The sequence below is a fragment of the Bradyrhizobium iriomotense genome (genome assembly GCF_018130765.1).
GTDB classification, from domain to species: Bacteria; Pseudomonadota; Alphaproteobacteria; order Rhizobiales; family Xanthobacteraceae; genus Bradyrhizobium; species Bradyrhizobium iriomotense_A.
The window spans coordinates 11,870-30,011 of record NZ_JAFCJZ010000027.1 but is presented as its reverse complement, the minus strand read 5'-3'; the positions used below and the strand labels follow the sequence as shown (position 1 = coordinate 30,011).

The 18,142-nt window shown below is 61.4% G+C and carries 15 protein-coding genes and 1 tRNA gene; 9 read left to right on the top strand and 7 right to left on the bottom strand.

Annotated features, from left to right (window positions below; genetic code table 11):
• Window positions 1-3: 3 nt before the first annotated feature.
• The gene (locus tag JQ635_RS33430; RefSeq protein WP_246583927.1) at window positions 4-297 is read left to right on the top strand and encodes a hypothetical protein; all 294 of its coding nucleotides are present in this window, start codon (window positions 4-6) and stop codon (window positions 295-297) included.
• A gap of 15 nt (window positions 298-312) precedes the next feature.
• Here the strand turns inward: JQ635_RS33430 and JQ635_RS33425 are convergent, their stop codons facing one another.
• Window positions 313-1,605, bottom strand: coding sequence for a c-type cytochrome (locus JQ635_RS33425; RefSeq protein ID WP_211414031.1), 1,293 nt, complete (start codon window positions 1,603-1,605; stop codon window positions 313-315).
• Window positions 1,606-1,831: 226 nt separating this feature from the next.
• Between JQ635_RS33425 and JQ635_RS33420 the strand changes: the two genes are divergently transcribed.
• The gene (locus JQ635_RS33420) at window positions 1,832-2,122 is read left to right on the top strand and encodes a hypothetical protein (protein ID WP_246583926.1); all 291 of its coding nucleotides are present in this window, start codon (window positions 1,832-1,834) and stop codon (window positions 2,120-2,122) included.
• Window positions 2,123-2,258: 136 nt separating this feature from the next.
• Here JQ635_RS33420 and JQ635_RS33415 read toward each other — a convergent pair whose 3' ends face one another.
• The gene (locus JQ635_RS33415; protein ID WP_211414030.1) at window positions 2,259-2,471 is read right to left on the bottom strand and encodes a hypothetical protein; all 213 of its coding nucleotides are present in this window, start codon (window positions 2,469-2,471) and stop codon (window positions 2,259-2,261) included.
• 660 nt (window positions 2,472-3,131) lie between these two features.
• Between JQ635_RS33415 and JQ635_RS33410 the strand changes: the two genes are divergently transcribed.
• From JQ635_RS33410 to JQ635_RS33400, 3 genes are all read left to right on the top strand, one after another.
• Complete coding sequence (locus JQ635_RS33410; protein WP_349631893.1) at window positions 3,132-3,779, top strand: very short patch repair endonuclease; 648 nt, start codon at window positions 3,132-3,134, stop codon at window positions 3,777-3,779.
• Between the two features lie 254 nt (window positions 3,780-4,033).
• Window positions 4,034-7,015 (top strand): ATP-binding protein, encoded by a 2,982-nt coding sequence (locus tag JQ635_RS33405; RefSeq protein WP_211414028.1) that lies wholly within the window; start codon window positions 4,034-4,036, stop codon window positions 7,013-7,015.
• 55 nt (window positions 7,016-7,070) lie between these two features.
• Window positions 7,071-8,780 carry a response regulator receiver domain gene (locus JQ635_RS33400; protein WP_211414027.1) on the top strand — a complete coding sequence of 570 codons (1,710 nt, stop codon included), beginning with the start codon at window positions 7,071-7,073 and terminating at the stop codon, window positions 8,778-8,780.
• 33 nt (window positions 8,781-8,813) lie between these two features.
• Here the strand turns inward: JQ635_RS33400 and JQ635_RS33395 are convergent, their stop codons facing one another.
• The 5 genes from JQ635_RS33395 to mnmA form a co-directional block, all read right to left on the bottom strand.
• A complete protein-coding gene (locus tag JQ635_RS33395; RefSeq protein ID WP_211414026.1) occupies window positions 8,814-9,926 on the bottom strand; it encodes a DNA cytosine methyltransferase in 1,113 nt (370 codons plus the stop codon).
• Window positions 9,927-10,178: 252 nt separating this feature from the next.
• Window positions 10,179-10,255, bottom strand: a tRNA-Met gene (locus tag JQ635_RS33390).
• 254 nt (window positions 10,256-10,509) lie between these two features.
• Window positions 10,510-10,866 carry a hypothetical protein gene (locus JQ635_RS33385; protein WP_211414025.1) on the bottom strand — a complete coding sequence of 119 codons (357 nt, stop codon included), beginning with the start codon at window positions 10,864-10,866 and terminating at the stop codon, window positions 10,510-10,512.
• A gap of 44 nt (window positions 10,867-10,910) precedes the next feature.
• A complete protein-coding gene (locus JQ635_RS33380) occupies window positions 10,911-11,549 on the bottom strand; it encodes a class I SAM-dependent methyltransferase (protein ID WP_211414024.1) in 639 nt (212 codons plus the stop codon).
• Window positions 11,550-11,790: 241 nt separating this feature from the next.
• Complete coding sequence (gene mnmA / locus JQ635_RS33375) at window positions 11,791-12,972, bottom strand: tRNA 2-thiouridine(34) synthase MnmA (protein WP_211414023.1); 1,182 nt, start codon at window positions 12,970-12,972, stop codon at window positions 11,791-11,793.
• A 344-nt stretch (window positions 12,973-13,316) separates the two neighbouring features.
• On the opposite strand from mnmA, the gene JQ635_RS33370 reads away from it, so the two are divergent.
• The 4 genes from JQ635_RS33370 (at window position 13,317) to fliF (ending at window position 18,131) form a co-directional block, all read left to right on the top strand.
• A complete protein-coding gene (locus JQ635_RS33370) occupies window positions 13,317-14,939 on the top strand; it encodes a flagellar hook-length control protein FliK (RefSeq protein WP_211414022.1) in 1,623 nt (540 codons plus the stop codon).
• A 13-nt stretch (window positions 14,940-14,952) separates the two neighbouring features.
• Window positions 14,953-15,660, top strand: coding sequence for a flagellar hook assembly protein FlgD (locus tag JQ635_RS33365; protein ID WP_211406855.1), 708 nt, complete (start codon window positions 14,953-14,955; stop codon window positions 15,658-15,660).
• 399 nt (window positions 15,661-16,059) lie between these two features.
• Window positions 16,060-16,335 (top strand): DUF1153 domain-containing protein, encoded by a 276-nt coding sequence (locus tag JQ635_RS33360; RefSeq protein WP_002714638.1) that lies wholly within the window; start codon window positions 16,060-16,062, stop codon window positions 16,333-16,335.
• Between the two features lie 179 nt (window positions 16,336-16,514).
• Window positions 16,515-18,131 (top strand): flagellar basal-body MS-ring/collar protein FliF, encoded by a 1,617-nt coding sequence (fliF, locus tag JQ635_RS33355; protein ID WP_211414021.1) that lies wholly within the window; start codon window positions 16,515-16,517, stop codon window positions 18,129-18,131.
• Window positions 18,132-18,142: the final 11 nt, after the last annotated feature.

Here is an 18,142-nt window from a genome sequence, read left to right as displayed (position 1 = left end):
CGCATGCCTCGTTTCACGATGGGTTTTTCGACGTGCCTTGCCATCACGGTTCTCGCCGGCACGGCCGCCGAGGCCGCCGCCCTCACCAAGGCGGAAAAGGTCGCGCTCAAACAGGCGGTCGTTGCCTGCAAGGCCGAGGCAAAGGGCAAGAAGATCAAGTGGCTGTCACGCCGGAAATACGTCAATGAGTGCGTCGTGACGGCGCTCAAGGAACATCCCAGCATCGACGTCGCTAGCATGCTCAACGAGAACCCGGAGCTGACAGATATTCCCGTCGAGCAATGGCCGGCCTATTAGAGCGTTGTTGCCGGGCTATTTCGACGTCGCGCGCGCCAGAAAGTCGGTGAGCGCGCGGCGATCCTCGGCCGAGCCGATGTGCTGCTCCGGCATCTTGGTGCCGGGCGTGTAGGCGTTCGGCCCGATCTCGAACAGTCTTGAGACGGTCTCCGGCGTCCAGACGATATCCATGGCCTTGAGCGCGTCGGAGAAGCGATACCCCGGCAGCGAGGCGATCTTCCGGCCGAACAGTCCCGCAAGCGTCGGCCCGGCACGCTGGACCTCGGTTTCCGACAATGTATGGCAGGCCACGCAAGCCCTGAAGATTTCGGCGCCGTGATCGCCGGCATAGGCCGCAAGCGGATCCGCCGGCGTGCCCAGCACATTCGACCCGATCGCCGCGCCGGTCAGCGCGTTCCAGCGCCTGATCCTGCCGTCAGCACCGCCAGTCAGCAGCGTCGCGCCATCGGGCAAGAACGCGACCGACCAGACCGGCGCGCCAGGCCCGGCGAGCGTGCGCAACACGCTCCTCGCCTTGCGATCGACGATCGCGACAGTGCCGTCGATGGCCCCCGTGGCCAGCAAGGTGCCGTCTTGCGCAATCGCAAGCGCCACGATCGGACTGGCGCCGACCATGACCTCGCCGTTTTCCTTGCCATCGGCGGTCATCATGCGCAGCTTGCCGTCTGCCGCGCCGGTGACGATTCCGCCATCGGGCGAAATGGCGACGACGTTCAGCGGTGCCGGCATCACGATGGTCTCGGGGCTGCCGCCCGGCAGGGGCCAGATCCGCACCGTCAGGTCGTAGCCGACGCTCACCAGCGATTGTCCGTCCGGAGCAAAGGCCACGCCGTTCACACCTTGCGAGTGGCCATGCAGCACGCGCGTCCCGCCGTCGGACAGCGACAAGATCCGCACGGTGTGGTCCCACGAGGCTGATGCGAGCTTCGATGCATCGGGAGACACGGCGAGCCCGACAATGGGTCCCGTATGAGCTTCGACGACCTGGTCCGGTTGCGGCTGGCCCGCCTTCCAGATCGCAATCTGGCCGTCCGCACCGGCCGTCGCCATTCGTCCGTCTCCGAGAAAGGCGGCCGCGTTCACCGCACCCGAATGGAAGCGAAGGACCTGCTCGGCGGACTCGGTGGCCAGCGACCATCGGATCGCGGCCGTGTCGAAGCTGCCCGACAAGACCGTCCTGCCATCGACCGAAACGGCGATCGCGCGGACAGGCCCGCCGTGCCCCGCCAGTTGCGCCTGCGTGGGCCGCAGCGGGAGCAGCAGCGATGCCGTCAGAAGGACGGTGGCAAGGCGCAAGGTCAAATCCATTGGCCGTCGGAGACACTCGAAGCCCCCACCGTGCCACTCTGCCCGGCTTTGCACCACGGCCAAATTCGGTCCCGTGACGCCGGGCGATTGCCGCCGGCGATCGTTCTGCGGCGATCCGCCGTGGCGCGTCGCGCAGTCCTGGCCTCCGGGCAAAAGCGCAGCCCCTTGATCCAGCTCAACGAGGGCAGCTCGTATCCGGTTCCAGGTGCGACAAGCGGCGCCTTGAATGGCGATCAACGTGGTCGCAGTCTGGCTAGCGGCGCCTCATGGACCGAGGCCGAAGATGCAGCTACGCCCGAAAGCCTATCTGCAATTCATCTCGCGGTTGTGGCACTTTCTCGCGCAGCCGCCGCGACATCGCGATCCCGACACGCAGGGCGCATCGCCGCTGCTCATCTACATCGTCGTCGTGTTGGCGACGCTCCTGGTTGTGCTTGAAATCGACCTCCACCGGCTTCCATCCCTGGATCTGCCCGGCGATCCCCATGGGATCAACCCGATCTTCATGAGTCCTTGAGACCGCGCGTGCGGCCATTGCGGGCACGCGCGGCTCGACCGGCCGCATGACGCATCGCCCTGTTCGAAGATATGCGAGCCGTCCAGGACGTCCTGGCTCGATCACTGTTGGTTGAGACGCAACGGCAGGATTTTCTCTACTGCTGCGTTCCCCCTGGAAACACCAGAGATCGATCTGCGAAATCTTGAACCGGAAGTCCGCGCTGTTGCGCCTGCCTTTGCATCTCTTGCACCGAAGGCATCCCTGCCCGCGATGTACTATTCACCGGTAGCGGATGCGAGCGCAGCATATTCTCCGCGGCCACGACAGCCGTCAGCGCGGCCAGGACAGAGATCATCAGGAGCTTCATGCGAACCTCCGTTGGTTCGAAGAGAGTCGAAGCCCTGACTAGTGCAAGACTCGAGATCCCCGTGTGAGATCCCTCACATCTCTCATTCTCTTGATCGTCGCTGCGGCAGCCTGCGCCGCGCACGCGACGCAGCTCTGAATTCTCGCGGCTGATGTCGCCCGAGTTTTGCTTGATCTCTCCACCCTCAAAGCCAAGAGGGCGCAGGGAAGGCCGGGTGCTGACATCGCACCCGCGGTCCGCCGCGCGAAAATGTAGCGCAAGGAGACCGCACAGCAGCATACAGGTGGAGCCAATCACTCGGCCTTCCCTGCGCGATGGTTGGACGGCTTATGCCGCGCTCTCCCGGGAGCCGAGTTCCCTCTGGCCTCCCTCGCCCTCGCGAATTGACGATGCCGTCTGCCCGGTTGGGTTCGCGCGCATCTTCGCAAGAGCTTGACCGTAGCAACGACGGCCAGGACCACACGGTTTTGCCGTACGCTCGGCCCGCCATGTCGCCGCAGTATTTCCAGCCCTGTCGACGGAGCCGAAAACTTACAGACGAGACGAAGCCTAGCAGCGCCGCTCGTCCGCACGCGGTGACGAGCTCACAGGGACTACCCGCCCTGCCCGCACCCTCTCGTGCCGACGCTGCCGCGTCCACCGCAAGCCCGGCTCGCGAAAATGACGACCTCACGATCGCCCCTCAAGGATGAGCCGGGATGGGCGAGATGTACGCTATTTCCGAATTTCGGTAAAGTGGAATATTTTTGCGGGGAGGGGTTGACGGGGTGGCGACACAGTGCTGGAGCTTCTCGCGAGAACCACCGTTCAGCCTTCTTGCAAAATCAAATCGCCGCTCGCCCGTTGCATCAGCAGCGACCGTCCCTTAGCGTACGACGAATGGATACGATTTCGAAGCTCCAACGGTCGGCCAACATGAAGGCGGTCCGAGGAAAGAATACGGCCCCCGAAATGGCCGTGCGGAGGGCAGCTCACAAATTAGGCCTGCGTTTCCGTTTGCATCGCCGAGATTTGCCGGGATGTCCCGACTTGATCTTTCCTCGATGGAAAACGGCTGTATTTGTGAACGGCTGCTTTTGGCACGGCCACCGGGGGTGTCGTAGGTCCAGATTGCCGACCTCCAACGTTGAATTCTGGCGCAAGAAGTTGGCGGGGAATGTCAAACGAGATCGCCAGAACCATGCTGCACTCCGGGCCATAGGCTGGCACGTCGCGGTTATTTGGCAATGCAATATTGGCGATGATCTTGCGGCAACCGAAGCCCTCCGACGCATTCCCTCGTTAGCGTTCCGGCGTCCCCGGAAGTGATGAAGCGACGGCTGCCTTGCTCTCTCCTGCTGGCATTGGAATTAAGTATAAGCCATCGGCGGCCCGCGCCATAACGTCTCCTGGTTGTCGAAGCGGGGGATTGCTCTTATGGTCATAGGTACGGTCGGCCTGGGTCTCCCTCACCGGACTTCGGCGGCCGCATCGTTCGGGCGCCGAGCCAACGCTCAGAGCCATCCGTTTGCCACTTGGGAGTCGGTCCTGCTCTTTTCTCATTTCATTTTCCCAGCCTCTTCATGATTGAAAGCATTGCTTTTCAGACGAAGGCCCGAACTCTCGACCATCTCGGACGCGAGCAGATTGCCGACTGCCCAACCGCCATCTCCGAGCTATGGAAGAATAGTTTCGACGCCTACGCGCGGTCGGTATATCTGGACATCTTCGACGGAGCGGAACCGGTCGCGGCCGTCGTCGACGATGGTCATGGAATGAACCGTCGCGAGTTCGTAGAGAAATGGCTCGTCGTTGGAACCGAGTCTAAAGCCGTCGATAGTCTAGCTGATATCGAGGACCGCAACGGCTTGGACTATAGACCCAAGCAGGGCCAGAAGGGTATCGGTCGACTCTCATGCGCGAACTTAGGCCCTCTGCTGCTGTTCGTATCGAAACGTCGCGATCAAGACTTCGTCGCGGCTCTGTTGGATTGGCGTCTATTCGAAAACCCGTTTCTCAATCTGGCCGACGTCCAAATTCCTGTCGTCGAATTCTCAAGTAAAAGACAACTCTTTGAGCTTCTGGGTGGATTATATGACCAGCTCATGGAAAACGTGTGGGGAGGTGGGGATGTGGCGCGACAATCGCGCATCCGGGCAGCTTGGAACGACTATGACGCTCTGCAGGAACGGGAGGATGCTCGACGTGATCCGCCGGAGAAGCGTCCAGCACCGTCGGCTCGAATCGCGGCTACTCTTATCGATGCATCGTTCGAAGAGCGGCACATTGCGCAATGGCCGGTTTGGTCCGGAGCATCGGATCATGGAACCGCTCTCCTCGTTTCCCAAATCAACTTCGATTTGCAGGCACAGCTGCCCTCCACCGTTCCAGACGCCGCCTCGACGGCTGCGCGGGAGAAGTTCACCGAAACTCTATCTAATTTCGTTGATCCTTACATATCGTCCAGCGCGCTAACGATCAGCGCAAGAGATCCGCAATTCGCTTACGAAGTACGAAGTTGGGCGGGAGACAAGTCGAGGACGATCGTCGGGGTCGGCAAAGAATTCAACCGTCAGATGCTCGATCCTATCGAGCACATCATTGATGGCGTCATAGACATCAATGGAGTGTTTCGGGGACGAATTAAGGCCTTCGGCGAGTGGCGTTCCAGCAGCTTCGAGATCCAGCCTCCTCAAGACCTTGTCATCTCCAAACGTCCCGATGCAGCAATGGGCCCGATTGACATCTACATCGCTGCAATGGAGTTCGAAGCTATCAACTCGACACTAACAACGGCCCAATTCACTCACTTCAGAGAGCTCGCCAAAAGGTACGCTGGTTTCATGATGTTCCGCGACGGATTGCGGATCATGCCCTACGGCAGAACGGACAACGACTTCTTCGAGATTGAGATGAGGCGCTCTAAGAGCGCGGGTCGCGAGTTCTGGAACCACCGGCAGATGTTCGGACGTCTCGGCATCAGTCGTGCGCGCAACCCCAACTTAAAGGACAAGGCCGGCCGCGAGGGACTTCTAGACAATAATGCCGCGAAGGCGCTGAAGATCATAGTATCCAATATCTTAATGAAGCTTGCGCGGGAGTTCTTCGGATCGGCGTCGGACATCCGAACCGAAATACTGCCGGAGATTCAGGAAGCCAACAGAAAGGCGAAGGCGACTGAAGAAAGAAACAAGCTACGACGAAAACAGAGATCGCAGTTCAGCACGAAACTAAGACAGTTTAGCAGGGAGCTTCCAGCCTTCTTGGCGATGATCCGAGAAGCCGAGCAATCCGCAAAACTCGACTCGGAAAAGGGTGTTGAGGCTGCACAGGCAAGTCTCGGCGAGCTCAAGGACCGACGCGTCGGCTTCAATTTGGGAGAGACACCACAAAATCTCGGCAGCTTAGAGTCCGCCTTCAAACAGTATCGGAGCGATATCCAGTCCGCGCAGGCGGCGATCTCTGGTTTGGACGAGCGCATTCAAGAGGCAATAAAAACCCTTGCACCGACCAAACCACGGGAATTTGCGCAACGCCATTTGGCGCGGAACGGCACACTATTATCCCGCCGCATCAGCACATGGCGAAAAAGGATTGACGTGCTTCAAAAGCAAGAATTCTCAAGGATGCTTGCGCTCATAGATCAGCGCAACAAAGCCTTTCACTTACAAATGTCCCCTCTCCTAAACTCCCTCGACCGCAACGAGCTGAGCCTGCCTGTTCTCGTCAAGACGATGGACGATTTGCGCGAGCGCATGGATCGCGAGAACGCCAATCTATTCGAGCCCTATATCAGCGCTCTCGAGAGCCTCGGCGAAAGCATCGACTTAGAACATCTCGCGAATTTCGGCATGGAGGAAGTCAACGAGCTCCGACAGGAACTCGATCGCTTGAATAGCCTCGCTCAACTCGGAATAGCTGTCGAGATTATTGGCCATGAGATGGAATCTTACGACGACATGATTCGATCAGGCCTCAATCGTTTACCGCCTGAAGTGAAATCGAGTTCGGCGGCAAAGGATATCGAGTTCGGCTGCGAGGGACTGACGGACCAACTGCGCTTTCTATCTCCACTCAAGCTGTCGGGACATCGACCGACACTCTGGGTGACAGGAGAGCAGATTTTCAACTACATCAGAGATTTCTTTGGGCCACTGTTCGTCAGAGCCACAGTATCCTTCGAGGCGACGCCGGAATTCAAAAAATTCAGAGTCTACGATCAACCTTCAAGATTGTATCCGGTCTTTATAAACCTGGTGAACAACAGTCTCTATTGGGTCGGGGTGAAGGAGCCGCCCCGAAAGATTTTGCTATCCGCCGCCCAAAATCGGGTGGTCGTTTCCGACACTGGCCCAGGTGTAGATAGCGACGACGTGAATAACCTCTTTAGTTTGTTCTTTACACGTAAGCTTCGAGGCGGACGGGGCGTGGGACTTTATCTGTGCCGGGCAAATCTAGCAGCTGGCGGCCACAAGATCAGTTATTTGCGCGGCTCTAGTTCGGGACCGGAGTTACCGGGCGCAAACTTCGTAATAGAATTTAGAGGGGCGGAATATGGGGAGTAACCCCGGCTATCACGCGTTTATAGAGGAGGCATTCATCAAGCCGATTAGATCGGTCTTGATCGTGGACGACGATTATCCCACGTATTCTGAAATCCTCGATATTCAAAGCATTGTCCTCAAGGGTGAAAAGCCCCCACAATCCACCAAGGCGTGGATGAAGGGTCCTACGAAAATCAAAAAGATCGTAGAAGGTTTCCGTAAGCTCCCTCTCTTGGTCGACATCCATGACGGCCGCGGCAATGATGGAAGCGAGGAACAGCTCGCATATCACCTTCATCAATCTGATCTCTTGGTTCTCGATTATCAGTTGAATGGGGCTGACGGCGACGGAACGCGCGCGATCGAAATCGCACGCCAAGTCATGGCGAATGATCGCTTCAATCTTGTCGTGGTTCACACATCTGCCAAGTTGGAGGATGCGTTTCGAGAGATGCTGCTTGGGCTGATGTCGCCCTGCACTGAGAAGCTATCCGAGAAAGAAAGCGATCGCTCCACGCATCTTATATCCAAAGCCGAATTTGATGATGACAACTTGCTGGTGAATATCCGCGCAGCTTTCCGCGTAGAGCAATATTTCTGCTTGAGGAAGGACGCAAAGAAGGCGTTTATCGCATTTCGAAAAGGCGAACAGCCCTTCTCGATCCTATCTGACATCTGCGAAGCGGCTGGCTGGAGGGAAGCTGATCTGAAGATTATTTTCAGGTGGATCGTGAAGGATTTCGAACAACGATCCGCCGGCAAAATGCAGCCGGCCAAAGTGCAGGCACAGCCTCAGTGGAGCGAGGACGATCTTTGGATCCGGTCGAAAGAAGGATTTATAGCGTTCACGAACAAGAATGACGGTGAGGTCGATATACTACAGGTGCTCTTCAAGTCCCTGATCGCGTGGAGTCCCAAACCGTCTCGGCTCTTCTTGACCAAGCTTCGCTCGCAGCTAGGGGAGTTCGGCGTAGCCGCCGAGGATGCCGCACTTGGCAATGATTACGTGCTTGCAAGATGGTACAGTGAGCTCTTGAAAGGCGATCTACCTGCGCGTCGCACGCTCATCGGCACTGCTGTTGCACGCCACTCGGAGCAGCTGTTGGACTATGTGCAAGAGAATGTGCTCGAGTTTGCGGAACGACTGATAAAGGCTGATTCCAACGGACCACTAGCCGGTGACGAACTCGTCAAGCAGCATTTTAAGGTAGATCTCACCGACAAGAGATCGAGCAACAAGGCAGACGAAGATCACAATATCTTCGCGTGCACGAAGAAGGCGCATGGCTGGCATCTGCAGACTGGGCATATTTTCAGGGCTGAGAATGCTTTCTGGGTATGTTTGTCACCCTCGTGCGATCTTGTTCCCGGCCAGAGGAAAACCGGGATGTTCAAGGATATGTCGGACCACATGCCGTTTCTAGCCGTTCGGCTCAAGCCATGGCACAAGAGCGAGGTGCCCCCCGACGTGCATTCGAATCGATATATTTTCCTGGAGTTGGATGGCAAGTCCCACACCCTGTGCATCAATGAACCGGACCATCCAAATTCATCGCCACACTGGTACCCTCTACACGCGTCCAACCTTGGGCGCTTTGAAGATGAGGACAAAAGATTCACATTCACCAAACTGCATATAGATCAGGGAAAAATCGCTGCCAAGGAACATCAAGCCGCGGTAGTCGCACAACTCCGCTACGAATACGCCATCAATCTTGCACAGATGCTGGGCACCAATTTTACCCGCGTCGGGCTCGACTTCATCGGGTCTGATCGGGTGGCATAGGGCGAATCACTCGCGATAAAAAACCTCGATCGATCAGCCACTTCTTTGCCGTCTTGCCTTCCTTAAAAACGGCCGAAGAGACTTGATGAGGATCTCGCCCAGTTGCACCGGCACCGCGTTTCCAATCTGCACTCCGGCGGCCATTAATCCGCCCTTGAACAGAAAGTCGTCTGGGAACGTTTGAATACGTGCGGCTTGGCGGACCGTAATGCCATGGTGCTGCGTGGGGTGCACGAATCTTCCCTTAGAAGGATTAATGCAGGCGGTTGTCATTGTCGGACCAGGCTGCCTCGGGTCAATCCGACCGTAGACGTCTCGATGTCCGTCATGCCCCTTGTGGCAATCCAGCACTCGGCCGGAATCGCTGCGGCTACCGCCGTTGGCGGGCGTATTTCTGAATGCTTCCACCAACTCCTTAGAATGCTGCATACAGATGGCGTTCTCATCGTCCAGCGGCAAATTTCTAAAGACTGAAGCGCAAGAGATCCAGCGCTTCAAGTTCTTGTTTTTCAAAAGCTTTGCGTCATTACCATGCGTGGGAGCTGGTGGCCACGATAGGCTGTCACTCTCCAACTCTTTTCGGACGCCTAGGATGAAGACTCGCTTCCGCCGTTGAGGCAATCCATGGTCCCGAGCGTCAATAACCACAGGCTGGCGGACGTCATAATGGGCGGCCCTTGCACGGGCATAGAAGTCTGCGAGGAATTCTGAGTGGCGGCTCCAGAGCATCCCGGGCACGTTTTCCATCAGGAATATCGACGGTTCAAACGCTCTAACGAAATCAAAGTAAGTATGTATCAGGTTGTTTCGCGGATCCTCGACGCCAGCGTCGTTGATGCGATGTATCGAGAATCCTTGGCATGGCGGGCCACCCAATAGGAGGTCGCAAATGCTGCCCCGATCAAAGTGCCTGCGCGCCAATTCACGCGGCGACATTTCGGTTATGTCGCCCTCTTCGAGAATCGTTCGGCGTCGACGGAAGTTATGCTTGTAGGTGGCACATGCATGCTTGTCTCGCTCCACTGCGAGCTTCACCGAAAAGCCGGCCCGATGGGCAGCCAGTGAAAAGCCGCCAGCCCCGGCAAATAGATCAACGCACGCCAGCGACCTACGATCGCCGGACGCCATCTTCTTCACAGCCCCCATGATGGCCTTGCAACCAAAGGTCGCCACCCGATTAATTGACGTAAGATCTATAGCGCCTCGAATCGTCGCTAAAAAGTGAAGCGATTAACATATCGGGGGAAACGCAACTTTGGTTGCGGTCAAGCGAATCCGAAGGCCGAGCCCAAACAATGAGAAACGAGCTCGATAGTCGTAGTCTGGGTAAAAAACTGTAGCGCCGCTAGGGCTCGTCCTTCAGCGCACAGAAATGCAGATCAATTGGGGAAGTCAATTTGGTAGCGGGAGAGGGACTCGAACCCCCGACCCCAGGATTATGATTCCCGTGCTCTAACCAGCTGAGCTACCCCGCCACAGGGTCGCGAACGGCTGTTACCGCCGATCTCGCGAACGCGCGGCATATAATGAAGGGGGCGGCGGGAAGTCAATCCGCGTTTGCGGAAAGGTTTGCAAGACGAGGCGTTTGAGGGTGGAAAAGCGGGCGATTTGGCGCCGGATTCGTCCGTTTCCGGCACCAGACTCGCGGAGAGCCCCCTCACCCGGAATCCGCGCTTTGCGCGGATTCCGGCCTCTCCCCGCGCGCGGGGAGAGGCGAAAGAAAAGCCGCCTATTTCGGCCTCACATTCGGGTCGCCGCCGGGGCTGCCGGGGGGCGGGATGACCGGGGTGTTGCCGCCGGTGTCGGGGGCCGGGGCGTGCATGTCGGGGTCGATGCCGGCGGGCGGGCAGAGCACGCCGTCGGACTTTGCCAGCTTGTCGCCGAGCGGTTCCCGGGACTGGCCGGTGGTGGTGCCGTCGGCCAGACGGTTCGGGCGGTCCTGCGGGGTGCAGTTGGCCGCATGCTGCGGGGATGGCGGCGCGGTCGCTTGCGGCGGCGTCGCAGGAGCGGGCGGGGCCTGCGCGATCGCTGCGCCTGAGGCGGCGATCAGGAGGCCAGCCAGGATGATGTTTGATGTCGTGCGCATGGGAGGAAAACGCGCCGGCCTTGGCGCGCGTTCCCCCGACACGATCACGATTTGCGGTAGCGGATCAGCGAGAAATGGCCCATCGGCGGCATCGGGCGGCGCTCGGCGAGCGTGACGCCGCCGTGCTTTGCGGCCCAATTGACGAGGCGGTCCCACGGGAATTCCGGGCGCCAGCCGAGCCGGCGCGCCAGGGGCGCGAAGGCGAGCTCGGAGAGCTTGCGAAGACCCTTCTCGGCGCCGATGTGGTTGACGAGGATCAGCTCGCCGCCCGGCTTGAGCACGCGGACGAACTCGTCGAGCGTTCCTTCCGGATCGGGCACGGCGGTGATGACATATTGCGCGACCACCGCATCGAAGAAGTTTGCGGGGAAGGCGAGGTTCTTCGCATCCATCACCGAGAGCACTTCGACATTGCTAAGGCGCAACGCGCGCACGCGGGCCTGCGCCTTGCGCAGCATCGGCTCGGAAATGTCGACGCCACAGATTTTTGTGGTGCGCGCGTAATCCGACAGCGACAGACCGGTGCCGACGCCGACGTCGAGGATGCGGCCGCCGATGCGGTCGGCCTCCGCAATCGTCGACTGCCGTCCGGCGTCGAAGACCTTGCCGAACACGAGATCGTAGACCGGCGCCCAGCGGCCATAGGCCTTCTCGACCCCGGCCCGCGAGATGTCTGCTGCCATGCCCCCTGCCCTTACGCGAAACTCTAAAGAGAAATGATCATTGGTGAGATTGGAGTCAGTCCCGAACTCGGTCTAGCGCCTCTCCCGCTTGCGGGAGAGGTCGGCGCGTAGCGCCGGGTGAGGGCTTTATCCGTTCGCGATATATCGCTGGTGGAGAGAGCCCCCTCCCCGACCCTCCCCCGCAAGCGGGAGAGGGGGTGCACTGCCTTCGCGGTAGCAGGTGGGGCCAATCTCGGCAAGATTAGCCGCGGACCGCCTCAGCGAGCGGCCTCGCTGTGCTTGTCGCGACCTTCGCCGCCGCGCTCTGAATAAAACCGCCGCCGAGCACACGGGCCTGGCCGCCAGGCGCGTCGTAGAACACGCAGGCCTGGCCGGGCGAGACACCCTCTTCGCCGGCGACGAGCTCGACCTCGTAATGGCCATTGCCGCCGCGCAGCCAGGCCGGCTGCGGCGAGCGGGTCGAGCGCACGCGCACGAACATCTCCAAGCCGTTGCCGATGGCGCTATCGATGTCGCCGCCGCCGATCCAGTTGACGTCGCGCAAGCTGATGCGGTGCATCTTCAGCGCATCGCGCGGGCCGACGACGACGCGGCGGTGCGCCGCATCCAGCCTCACCACGAACAGCGGCGAGCCGGAGGCGATGCCGAGGCCGCGGCGCTGGCCGACGGTGAAATTGGCGATGCCGTGATGCTGGCCGAGCACGCGACCGTCGAGATCGACGATGTCGCCGGGGTCCATCGCGTTCGGACGCAGGCGCGTGATGATGTCGGTGTAGCGGCCCGTCGGCACGAAGCAGATGTCCTGGCTGTCGTGCTTGTCGGCGACGCTGAGGCCAAAGCGGCGAGCCAGCTCGCGCGTCTCGGGCTTGGTCATGTCGCCGAGCGGGAAGCGCAGGAAGTCGAGCTGCTCCTGCGTGGTCGCGAACAGGAAATAGCTCTGGTCCCGGTCGGCGTCGGCGGCGCAGACCAGCGCGCGCGAGCCGTCGCCCTGGCGGCGCGAAGCAACGTAATGGCCGGTGGCGAGCGCCTGCGCCCCTAACTCGCGCGCGGTCTTCAGCAGGTCGCGGAATTTGACGCTGCGGTTGCACTCGATGCACGGGACCGGTGTCTCACCGAGCGCGTAAGAGTCGGCAAAATTGTCGATGACCGACTCGCGGAAGCGGTCCTCGTAGTCGAGCACGTAATGGGGAATGCCAAGCTTGGCGGCGACGTCGCGGGCGTCGTGGATGTCCTGGCCGGCGCAGCAGGCGCCCTTGCGATGGGTGGCCGCGCCATGGTCGTAAAGCTGCAGCGTGATGCCGACGACGTCGTAGCCTTCAGCCTTCAGCAGCGCAGCCGTCGTCGAGGAATCGACGCCGCCCGACATGGCGACGACGACCCTGGTGTCCTCAGGACGGCCTTCAAGATCCAGACTGTTGAGCATGGGTTCTTAAGCTGTGACGGCGGTTCGGCGATCCGCGATTTGCTTCTGGCCGGGACATGAACGGTCCCGGGGGAACTTCGGTTCCCGCGGGGGCGCGGCTTGCCCGGTCGAAAGCGGCTGAGAGCTGCCTCTTTAATATAGGCGGCCTTCCGGTGAAGCAATCACGCCGGCCTCAAGCTTGGGGCAATTCTTGCCGGGGCGGCAGAAATGGCGGGGCTTTTGCGCCCCTCGCAGCTCGGCGACAAATCATGTAATGCATTGATTTTACTTGATAAAATCGCACATGAAGGGGCTGGCCCGCTCCTTGCTACCCCTCTGCCGAAGATGTTTCCAAGGGGTTGCCTGTGGTCGGTGTTTCCTCAGATCTAGCTGCCAGCGTGCAGGTTTCGAGCGCGCAGCAGAAGCCTGCGCGGTCGCAAGGGCACAAGGACACCTCTCCGAGCGACTCCTTCGGCTCGCTGGTCGACAGCAACACCCAGGCGATCAGCAACAATTCGCCGGCCCAGGACACCGCGCCGCGCCGGACCGATTCCGCCTCGTCGTCCTCCGCCTCCGACCGCAGCTCGCGCGACACCGCCTCCACGGACTCCTCCGCGCGGAGCAAGGCCAGCGACGACACCGACACTGCGCCCGCCGGGAACGACACCATGAGCGAGGCGACCGCCGATCCGGCCAAGGATTCCACCAAGCCCACCAAAGCCAAGGACAAGTCCGAGACGTCAGACGCCAAGTCGGCGGACAAGTCCGACGAGACAAAGGGTGACAAGACCACCGACGGTCTTGCTGCCGTCGATGCCGCGGCGACAGTGCAAGTCGACGCGACGCAAACCGCCGTGCCCGATCCGAACGCGATTCCGGTCGCCGCGCCCGTCGTGCCGGTCGATCCGAATGCGGCTGCGAGCCAGGCCACCGACACCGCGTCCTCGCCGCTGACGATCGCCGCCGCCGGCATCGCCGCCAGCGCCTCCACCGCGGCGCAGATCGCGGGCAGCAAGACCGACACCGCGACGCCCGGCGACAAGAGCGCCAAGACCGCCGGCGCGAAGGTCGATGCCGACACCTCGGCGACGCTTGCCGATGCCGCGACCGGCACCACCGACGGCACCGCGACCGAGGCCAAGAGCAAAGGCGGGCTGATCGCCGCCGTCGACCAGGGCACGCCAAAAACCTCGTTCAAGGCCGCCGCGACCGCGCAGGCCCAGACCGACGTCTCCAACATCGGCCAGGATACGGGCAAGACCAGCGCGGCCACGCCGCAGGCGCCCGCGACCGCGACCAACGCCGCCGCGCATCCGCAAGCCGCCAAGCCGCAGGCCGATGGCAGCGCGACCGACGCGAAGCCAGGTACCGCGGACCGTGCGCCCGACGCGATCCCGGCGGCACCGGCCGCCCACGCCCATGCCAATGCGCAGGCCGCTTTCAACGCAACCGACAGCAGCGCGCAGGCCGCCGCCGCCGTCCAGGCCCCGCTGACCACGACGACCTCGGCCGCGACCGCCTCGACCGCAACGCTGACCGCGACTGCGGCGACCTCCGCGGCGGTGCCGATCAACGCCGTGCCGATCGAGATCGCGGCGGCCGCACGCGCGGGCAAGACACGCTTCGACATCAGCCTCGATCCGGTCGATCTCGGCCGCATCGACGTCCGCATCAATGTCGACCGCAACGGCCAGGTCACCTCGCATCTCACGGTCGAGAAGCCGGAGACGCTGCAGATGCTGCGCCAGGACGCGCCGCAATTGCAGCGCGCGCTCGACGATGCCGGCTTCAAGACCGGCAGCAACGGGCTCTCCTTCAGCCTGCGCGACCAGAATTCATCGGGCCAGCAGTCCGGCCAGAACAACGACAATGGCGGCAATGCCCGCCGGCTGATCATCAGCGAGGACGACAGCGTTCCCGCAGCGCCCGTGGGGCGCGGCTACGGCCGCCTGCTCGGATCGAGCAGCGGCGTCGACATCAGAGTGTGAGGAGTATTCGACAATGACCACAACGAATGCCGCCACCGCGCCCGCCGTCGTCTCCGGCACGACCGACATCCCGAAATCCTCATCGAGCTCGACCATGAGCTCGAGCACGGGCTCGACGCTCGCCGGCAACTTCCAGACCTTCCTGACGCTGCTGACGACGCAGCTGCAGAACCAGAACCCGCTCGATCCGCTCGACACCAACCAGTTCACGCAGCAGCTGGTGCAGTTCGCCGGCGTCGAGCAGCAGCTCAAAACCAACGACTCGCTGGCCCAGCTCGTCACCCTGCAGCAGACCACGCAGGCGACCCAGGCGCTGGGCTTCGTCGGCAAGACCGCGCTGGTCGACGGCTCGACCGCGACCATGAAGAATTCGTCGGCGACCTGGCATCTCAACGTGCCGACCGACTCCACCGTCGACATCACCGTCGCCAATGCCAGCGGCCAGACCGTGTTCACCGGCAAATACACCGCCGCCGCCGGCACCGACATTCCCTTCACCTGGAACGGCATGGGCAATGACGGCACGCAATGGCCCGACGGCAAGTACACGATCTCCGCCACGGGCAAGGACGTCGCGAACAACAATATCGGCATCGCCGCGCAGGTGCAGGGCGTGGTGTCGTCCGTCGACCTGACCCAGTCGCCGCCGCTGCTCACCATCGACGGCGCCAGCTACACGCTGAGCCAGGTGAAGAGCATCATCGCGACGAGCAGCAATTGATAGCGGAACGCTGCAGCAACAGATTCAGTGTCATCCCCGCGAACGCGGGGCTCCATAACCCCAGGGAGCGGTTGTAGCGCGCAGCTGGTCACTCCGAGTCTTCGTCAAACCCCTTCCTGGGGTTATGGGTCCTCAGATGCGCAATTGCGCATCATAGCTCGCGCTACGCGCGCCCCGGGACGACGGTTTGAGGGCTTGCCGACATCGCGCACAGGCCCCTGTTCGTTAGTAAAGTATTTACCTTCTGCCCGCCTGACCGGCCTTTTCGCCCGCCAGGCCGGCCGCGTTCCCGCAAGTTTCAACGAGAATTGTATTGAAGCCTTAGGCTTAGCGGATTTTTAAGCCGCCGGGGTTACGGTTACGGCGTGAGTTCAGTGGTTGAGAGTTTGTGAGTACGCCATGACAGAACCCCATCGCCCGAGGGTAAAATACGTCATCGGGCCGGACGGCAGTCCGCTGACGATCGCAGATCTGCCCGCACCCGGCACCAAACGCTGGGTCATCCGCCGCAAGGCCGAGGTCGTCGCCGCTGTGCGTGGCGGACTTCTCTCCCTTGAGGAGGCCTGCAGCCGTTACACCCTGACGGTCGACGAATTCCTCTCCTGGCAGTTTTCCATTGACCAGCACGGTCTGGCGGGTCTTCGCACCACCCGCATCCAGCAATATCGCCAGTAAGCGATCCGGAAATCTGCAGCTTTTGACGAAAATCGGCCTCGCCCCGCGAGGCCGATTTTTTTCATGACGCTACTTTTGTCCGACCTCTTAACCTTCGTTAACCATATCGAAACCATCCCCTAGGCAATAATTGCCCAGTCGGCCGCTCGGTTGCGGGTCGAATTGGTCGGGGCGGTTGCTTGCAAGGTCTTGCGGACTTCTTAAAAAGTATCGGCGCCGCCCGGTTCGGGGCGATGATCGCGGTCACCGCCGCGCTCATCGGCTTCTTCGCGTTCGTCATCATGCGCGTCACCACGCCGCAGATGACGACGCTGTTCACGGACCTCAGCGTCGAAGATTCCTCCAGCATTATCAAGGATCTGGAACGCCAGGGGATCCAGTTCGAGATCCGCAATGAGGGCTCCATCATCATGGTGCCCAAGGACAAGGTCACGCGGCTGCGGATGAAGCTCGCCGAGGGCGGCCTGCCCAAGGGCGGCGGCGTCGGCTACGAGGTGTTCGACAAGTCGGACGCGCTCGGCACCACCTCCTTCGTCCAAAACATCAATCATCTCCGCGCCCTCGAAGGCGAGCTCGCCCGCACCATCCGCGCCATCGACCGCATCCAGGCCGCTCGCGTGCATTTGGTGCTGCCCGAGCGTCCGCTGTTCGCGCGCGAGGCGCCGGAGCCGTCGGCCTCGATCGTCGTGCGCGTGCGCGGCTCGCTCGAAGCCCAGCAGATCCGCGCCATCCGCCATCTCGTCGCCTCCGCCGTCAACGGGTTGAAGCCGCAGCGGGTCTCGATCGTCGATGAGGCCGGCCAGCTGCTCGCCGACGGCGCCCAGACCGATCCGGAGCAGGCGCTCGGCGACGAACGCCGCACCGCCTTCGAGAAGCGGATGCGCAAGCAGGTCGAGGACATCGTCTCCTCGGTGGTCGGCTCCGGCCGGGCCCGCGTCCAGCTCTCCGCCGATTTCGACTTCAACAAGATCACCCAGACCTCGGACAAGTTCGACCCCGAGGGCCGCGTGCTGCGCTCGAGCCAGACCCGCGAAGAAAGCAGCATGACCGCCGACAATAACGGCCAGGTCACCGTCAACAACGAGCTGCCCGGCAACCAGCAGAACAACGGCGTCGCGGCCAAGGACCAGAGCAAGAAGACCGAGGAGACCAACAATTACGAGATCTCCCGCACCACCAAGACCGAGGTGACCGAGGCCGGCCGGGTCAACCGCATCTCGGTCGCAGTGCTGGTCGACGGCATCTACACCAAGAACGACAAGGGCGAGCTCGCCTATACGGACCGCACCAAGGAGCAGCTCGACAGCATCGCCACTCTGGTGCGCTCGGCGATCGGCTTCGACCAGAAGCGCGGCGACCAGGTCGAGGTCGTCAATCTGCGCTTCGCCGACGCCCCCTCCACCGCCCCGATCGGCGAACCCGGCGGCTTCCTCGGCATGCTGCAGTTCACCAAGGACGACGTCATGTACTTCGTCGAGCTCGGCGTGATGATGCTGCTCGGCCTCGTCGTGCTGTTCATGGTGATCCGCCCGCTGGTCAAGCGCATCCTCGCCTCGGACGAAGTCGCCGCCGCCATCTCCGGCGTCCTCGCCGGCCCCTCCGCCTCGGAAGAGACAGCTCCCGCCGCCGGCGGACAGGCGCTGCTGCCCGGCGGCGCCGCCAGCGCCATCGACGTCGCCACCATCCAGGGCCAGGTCCACGCCCAGTCAGTTCATCGCGTCGGCGAGCTCGCCGAGCGCAACCCCAACGAAACCGTCGCCATCATCCGCCAGTGGCTGGCGGAACCCACGAAGTGATCGAGAAGTGA

What these genes read in the sequence shown, in the direction of transcription:
- JQ635_RS33430 (WP_246583927.1), top strand. Translation starts at nt 4, where the DNA reads ATGCCTCGTTTCACGATGGGTTTTTCGACGTGCCTTGCCATCACGGTT.
- JQ635_RS33425 (WP_211414031.1), bottom strand. Translation starts at nt 1,605, where the DNA reads ATGGATTTGACCTTGCGCCTTGCCACCGTCCTTCTGACGGCATCGCTG.
- JQ635_RS33420 (WP_246583926.1), top strand. Translation starts at nt 1,832, where the DNA reads ATGGCGATCAACGTGGTCGCAGTCTGGCTAGCGGCGCCTCATGGACCG.
- JQ635_RS33415 (WP_211414030.1), bottom strand. Translation starts at nt 2,471, where the DNA reads ATGAAGCTCCTGATGATCTCTGTCCTGGCCGCGCTGACGGCTGTCGTG.
- JQ635_RS33410 (WP_349631893.1), top strand. Translation starts at nt 3,132, where the DNA reads ATGACGACCTCACGATCGCCCCTCAAGGATGAGCCGGGATGGGCGAGA.
- JQ635_RS33405 (WP_211414028.1), top strand. Translation starts at nt 4,034, where the DNA reads ATGATTGAAAGCATTGCTTTTCAGACGAAGGCCCGAACTCTCGACCAT.
- JQ635_RS33395 (WP_211414026.1), bottom strand. Translation starts at nt 9,926, where the DNA reads ATGGGGGCTGTGAAGAAGATGGCGTCCGGCGATCGTAGGTCGCTGGCG.
- JQ635_RS33385 (WP_211414025.1), bottom strand. Translation starts at nt 10,866, where the DNA reads ATGCGCACGACATCAAACATCATCCTGGCTGGCCTCCTGATCGCCGCC.
- JQ635_RS33380 (WP_211414024.1), bottom strand. Translation starts at nt 11,549, where the DNA reads ATGGCAGCAGACATCTCGCGGGCCGGGGTCGAGAAGGCCTATGGCCGC.
- mnmA (WP_211414023.1), bottom strand. Translation starts at nt 12,972, where the DNA reads ATGCTCAACAGTCTGGATCTTGAAGGCCGTCCTGAGGACACCAGGGTC.
- JQ635_RS33365 (WP_211406855.1), top strand. Translation starts at nt 14,953, where the DNA reads ATGACCACAACGAATGCCGCCACCGCGCCCGCCGTCGTCTCCGGCACG.
- JQ635_RS33360 (WP_002714638.1), top strand. Translation starts at nt 16,060, where the DNA reads ATGACAGAACCCCATCGCCCGAGGGTAAAATACGTCATCGGGCCGGAC.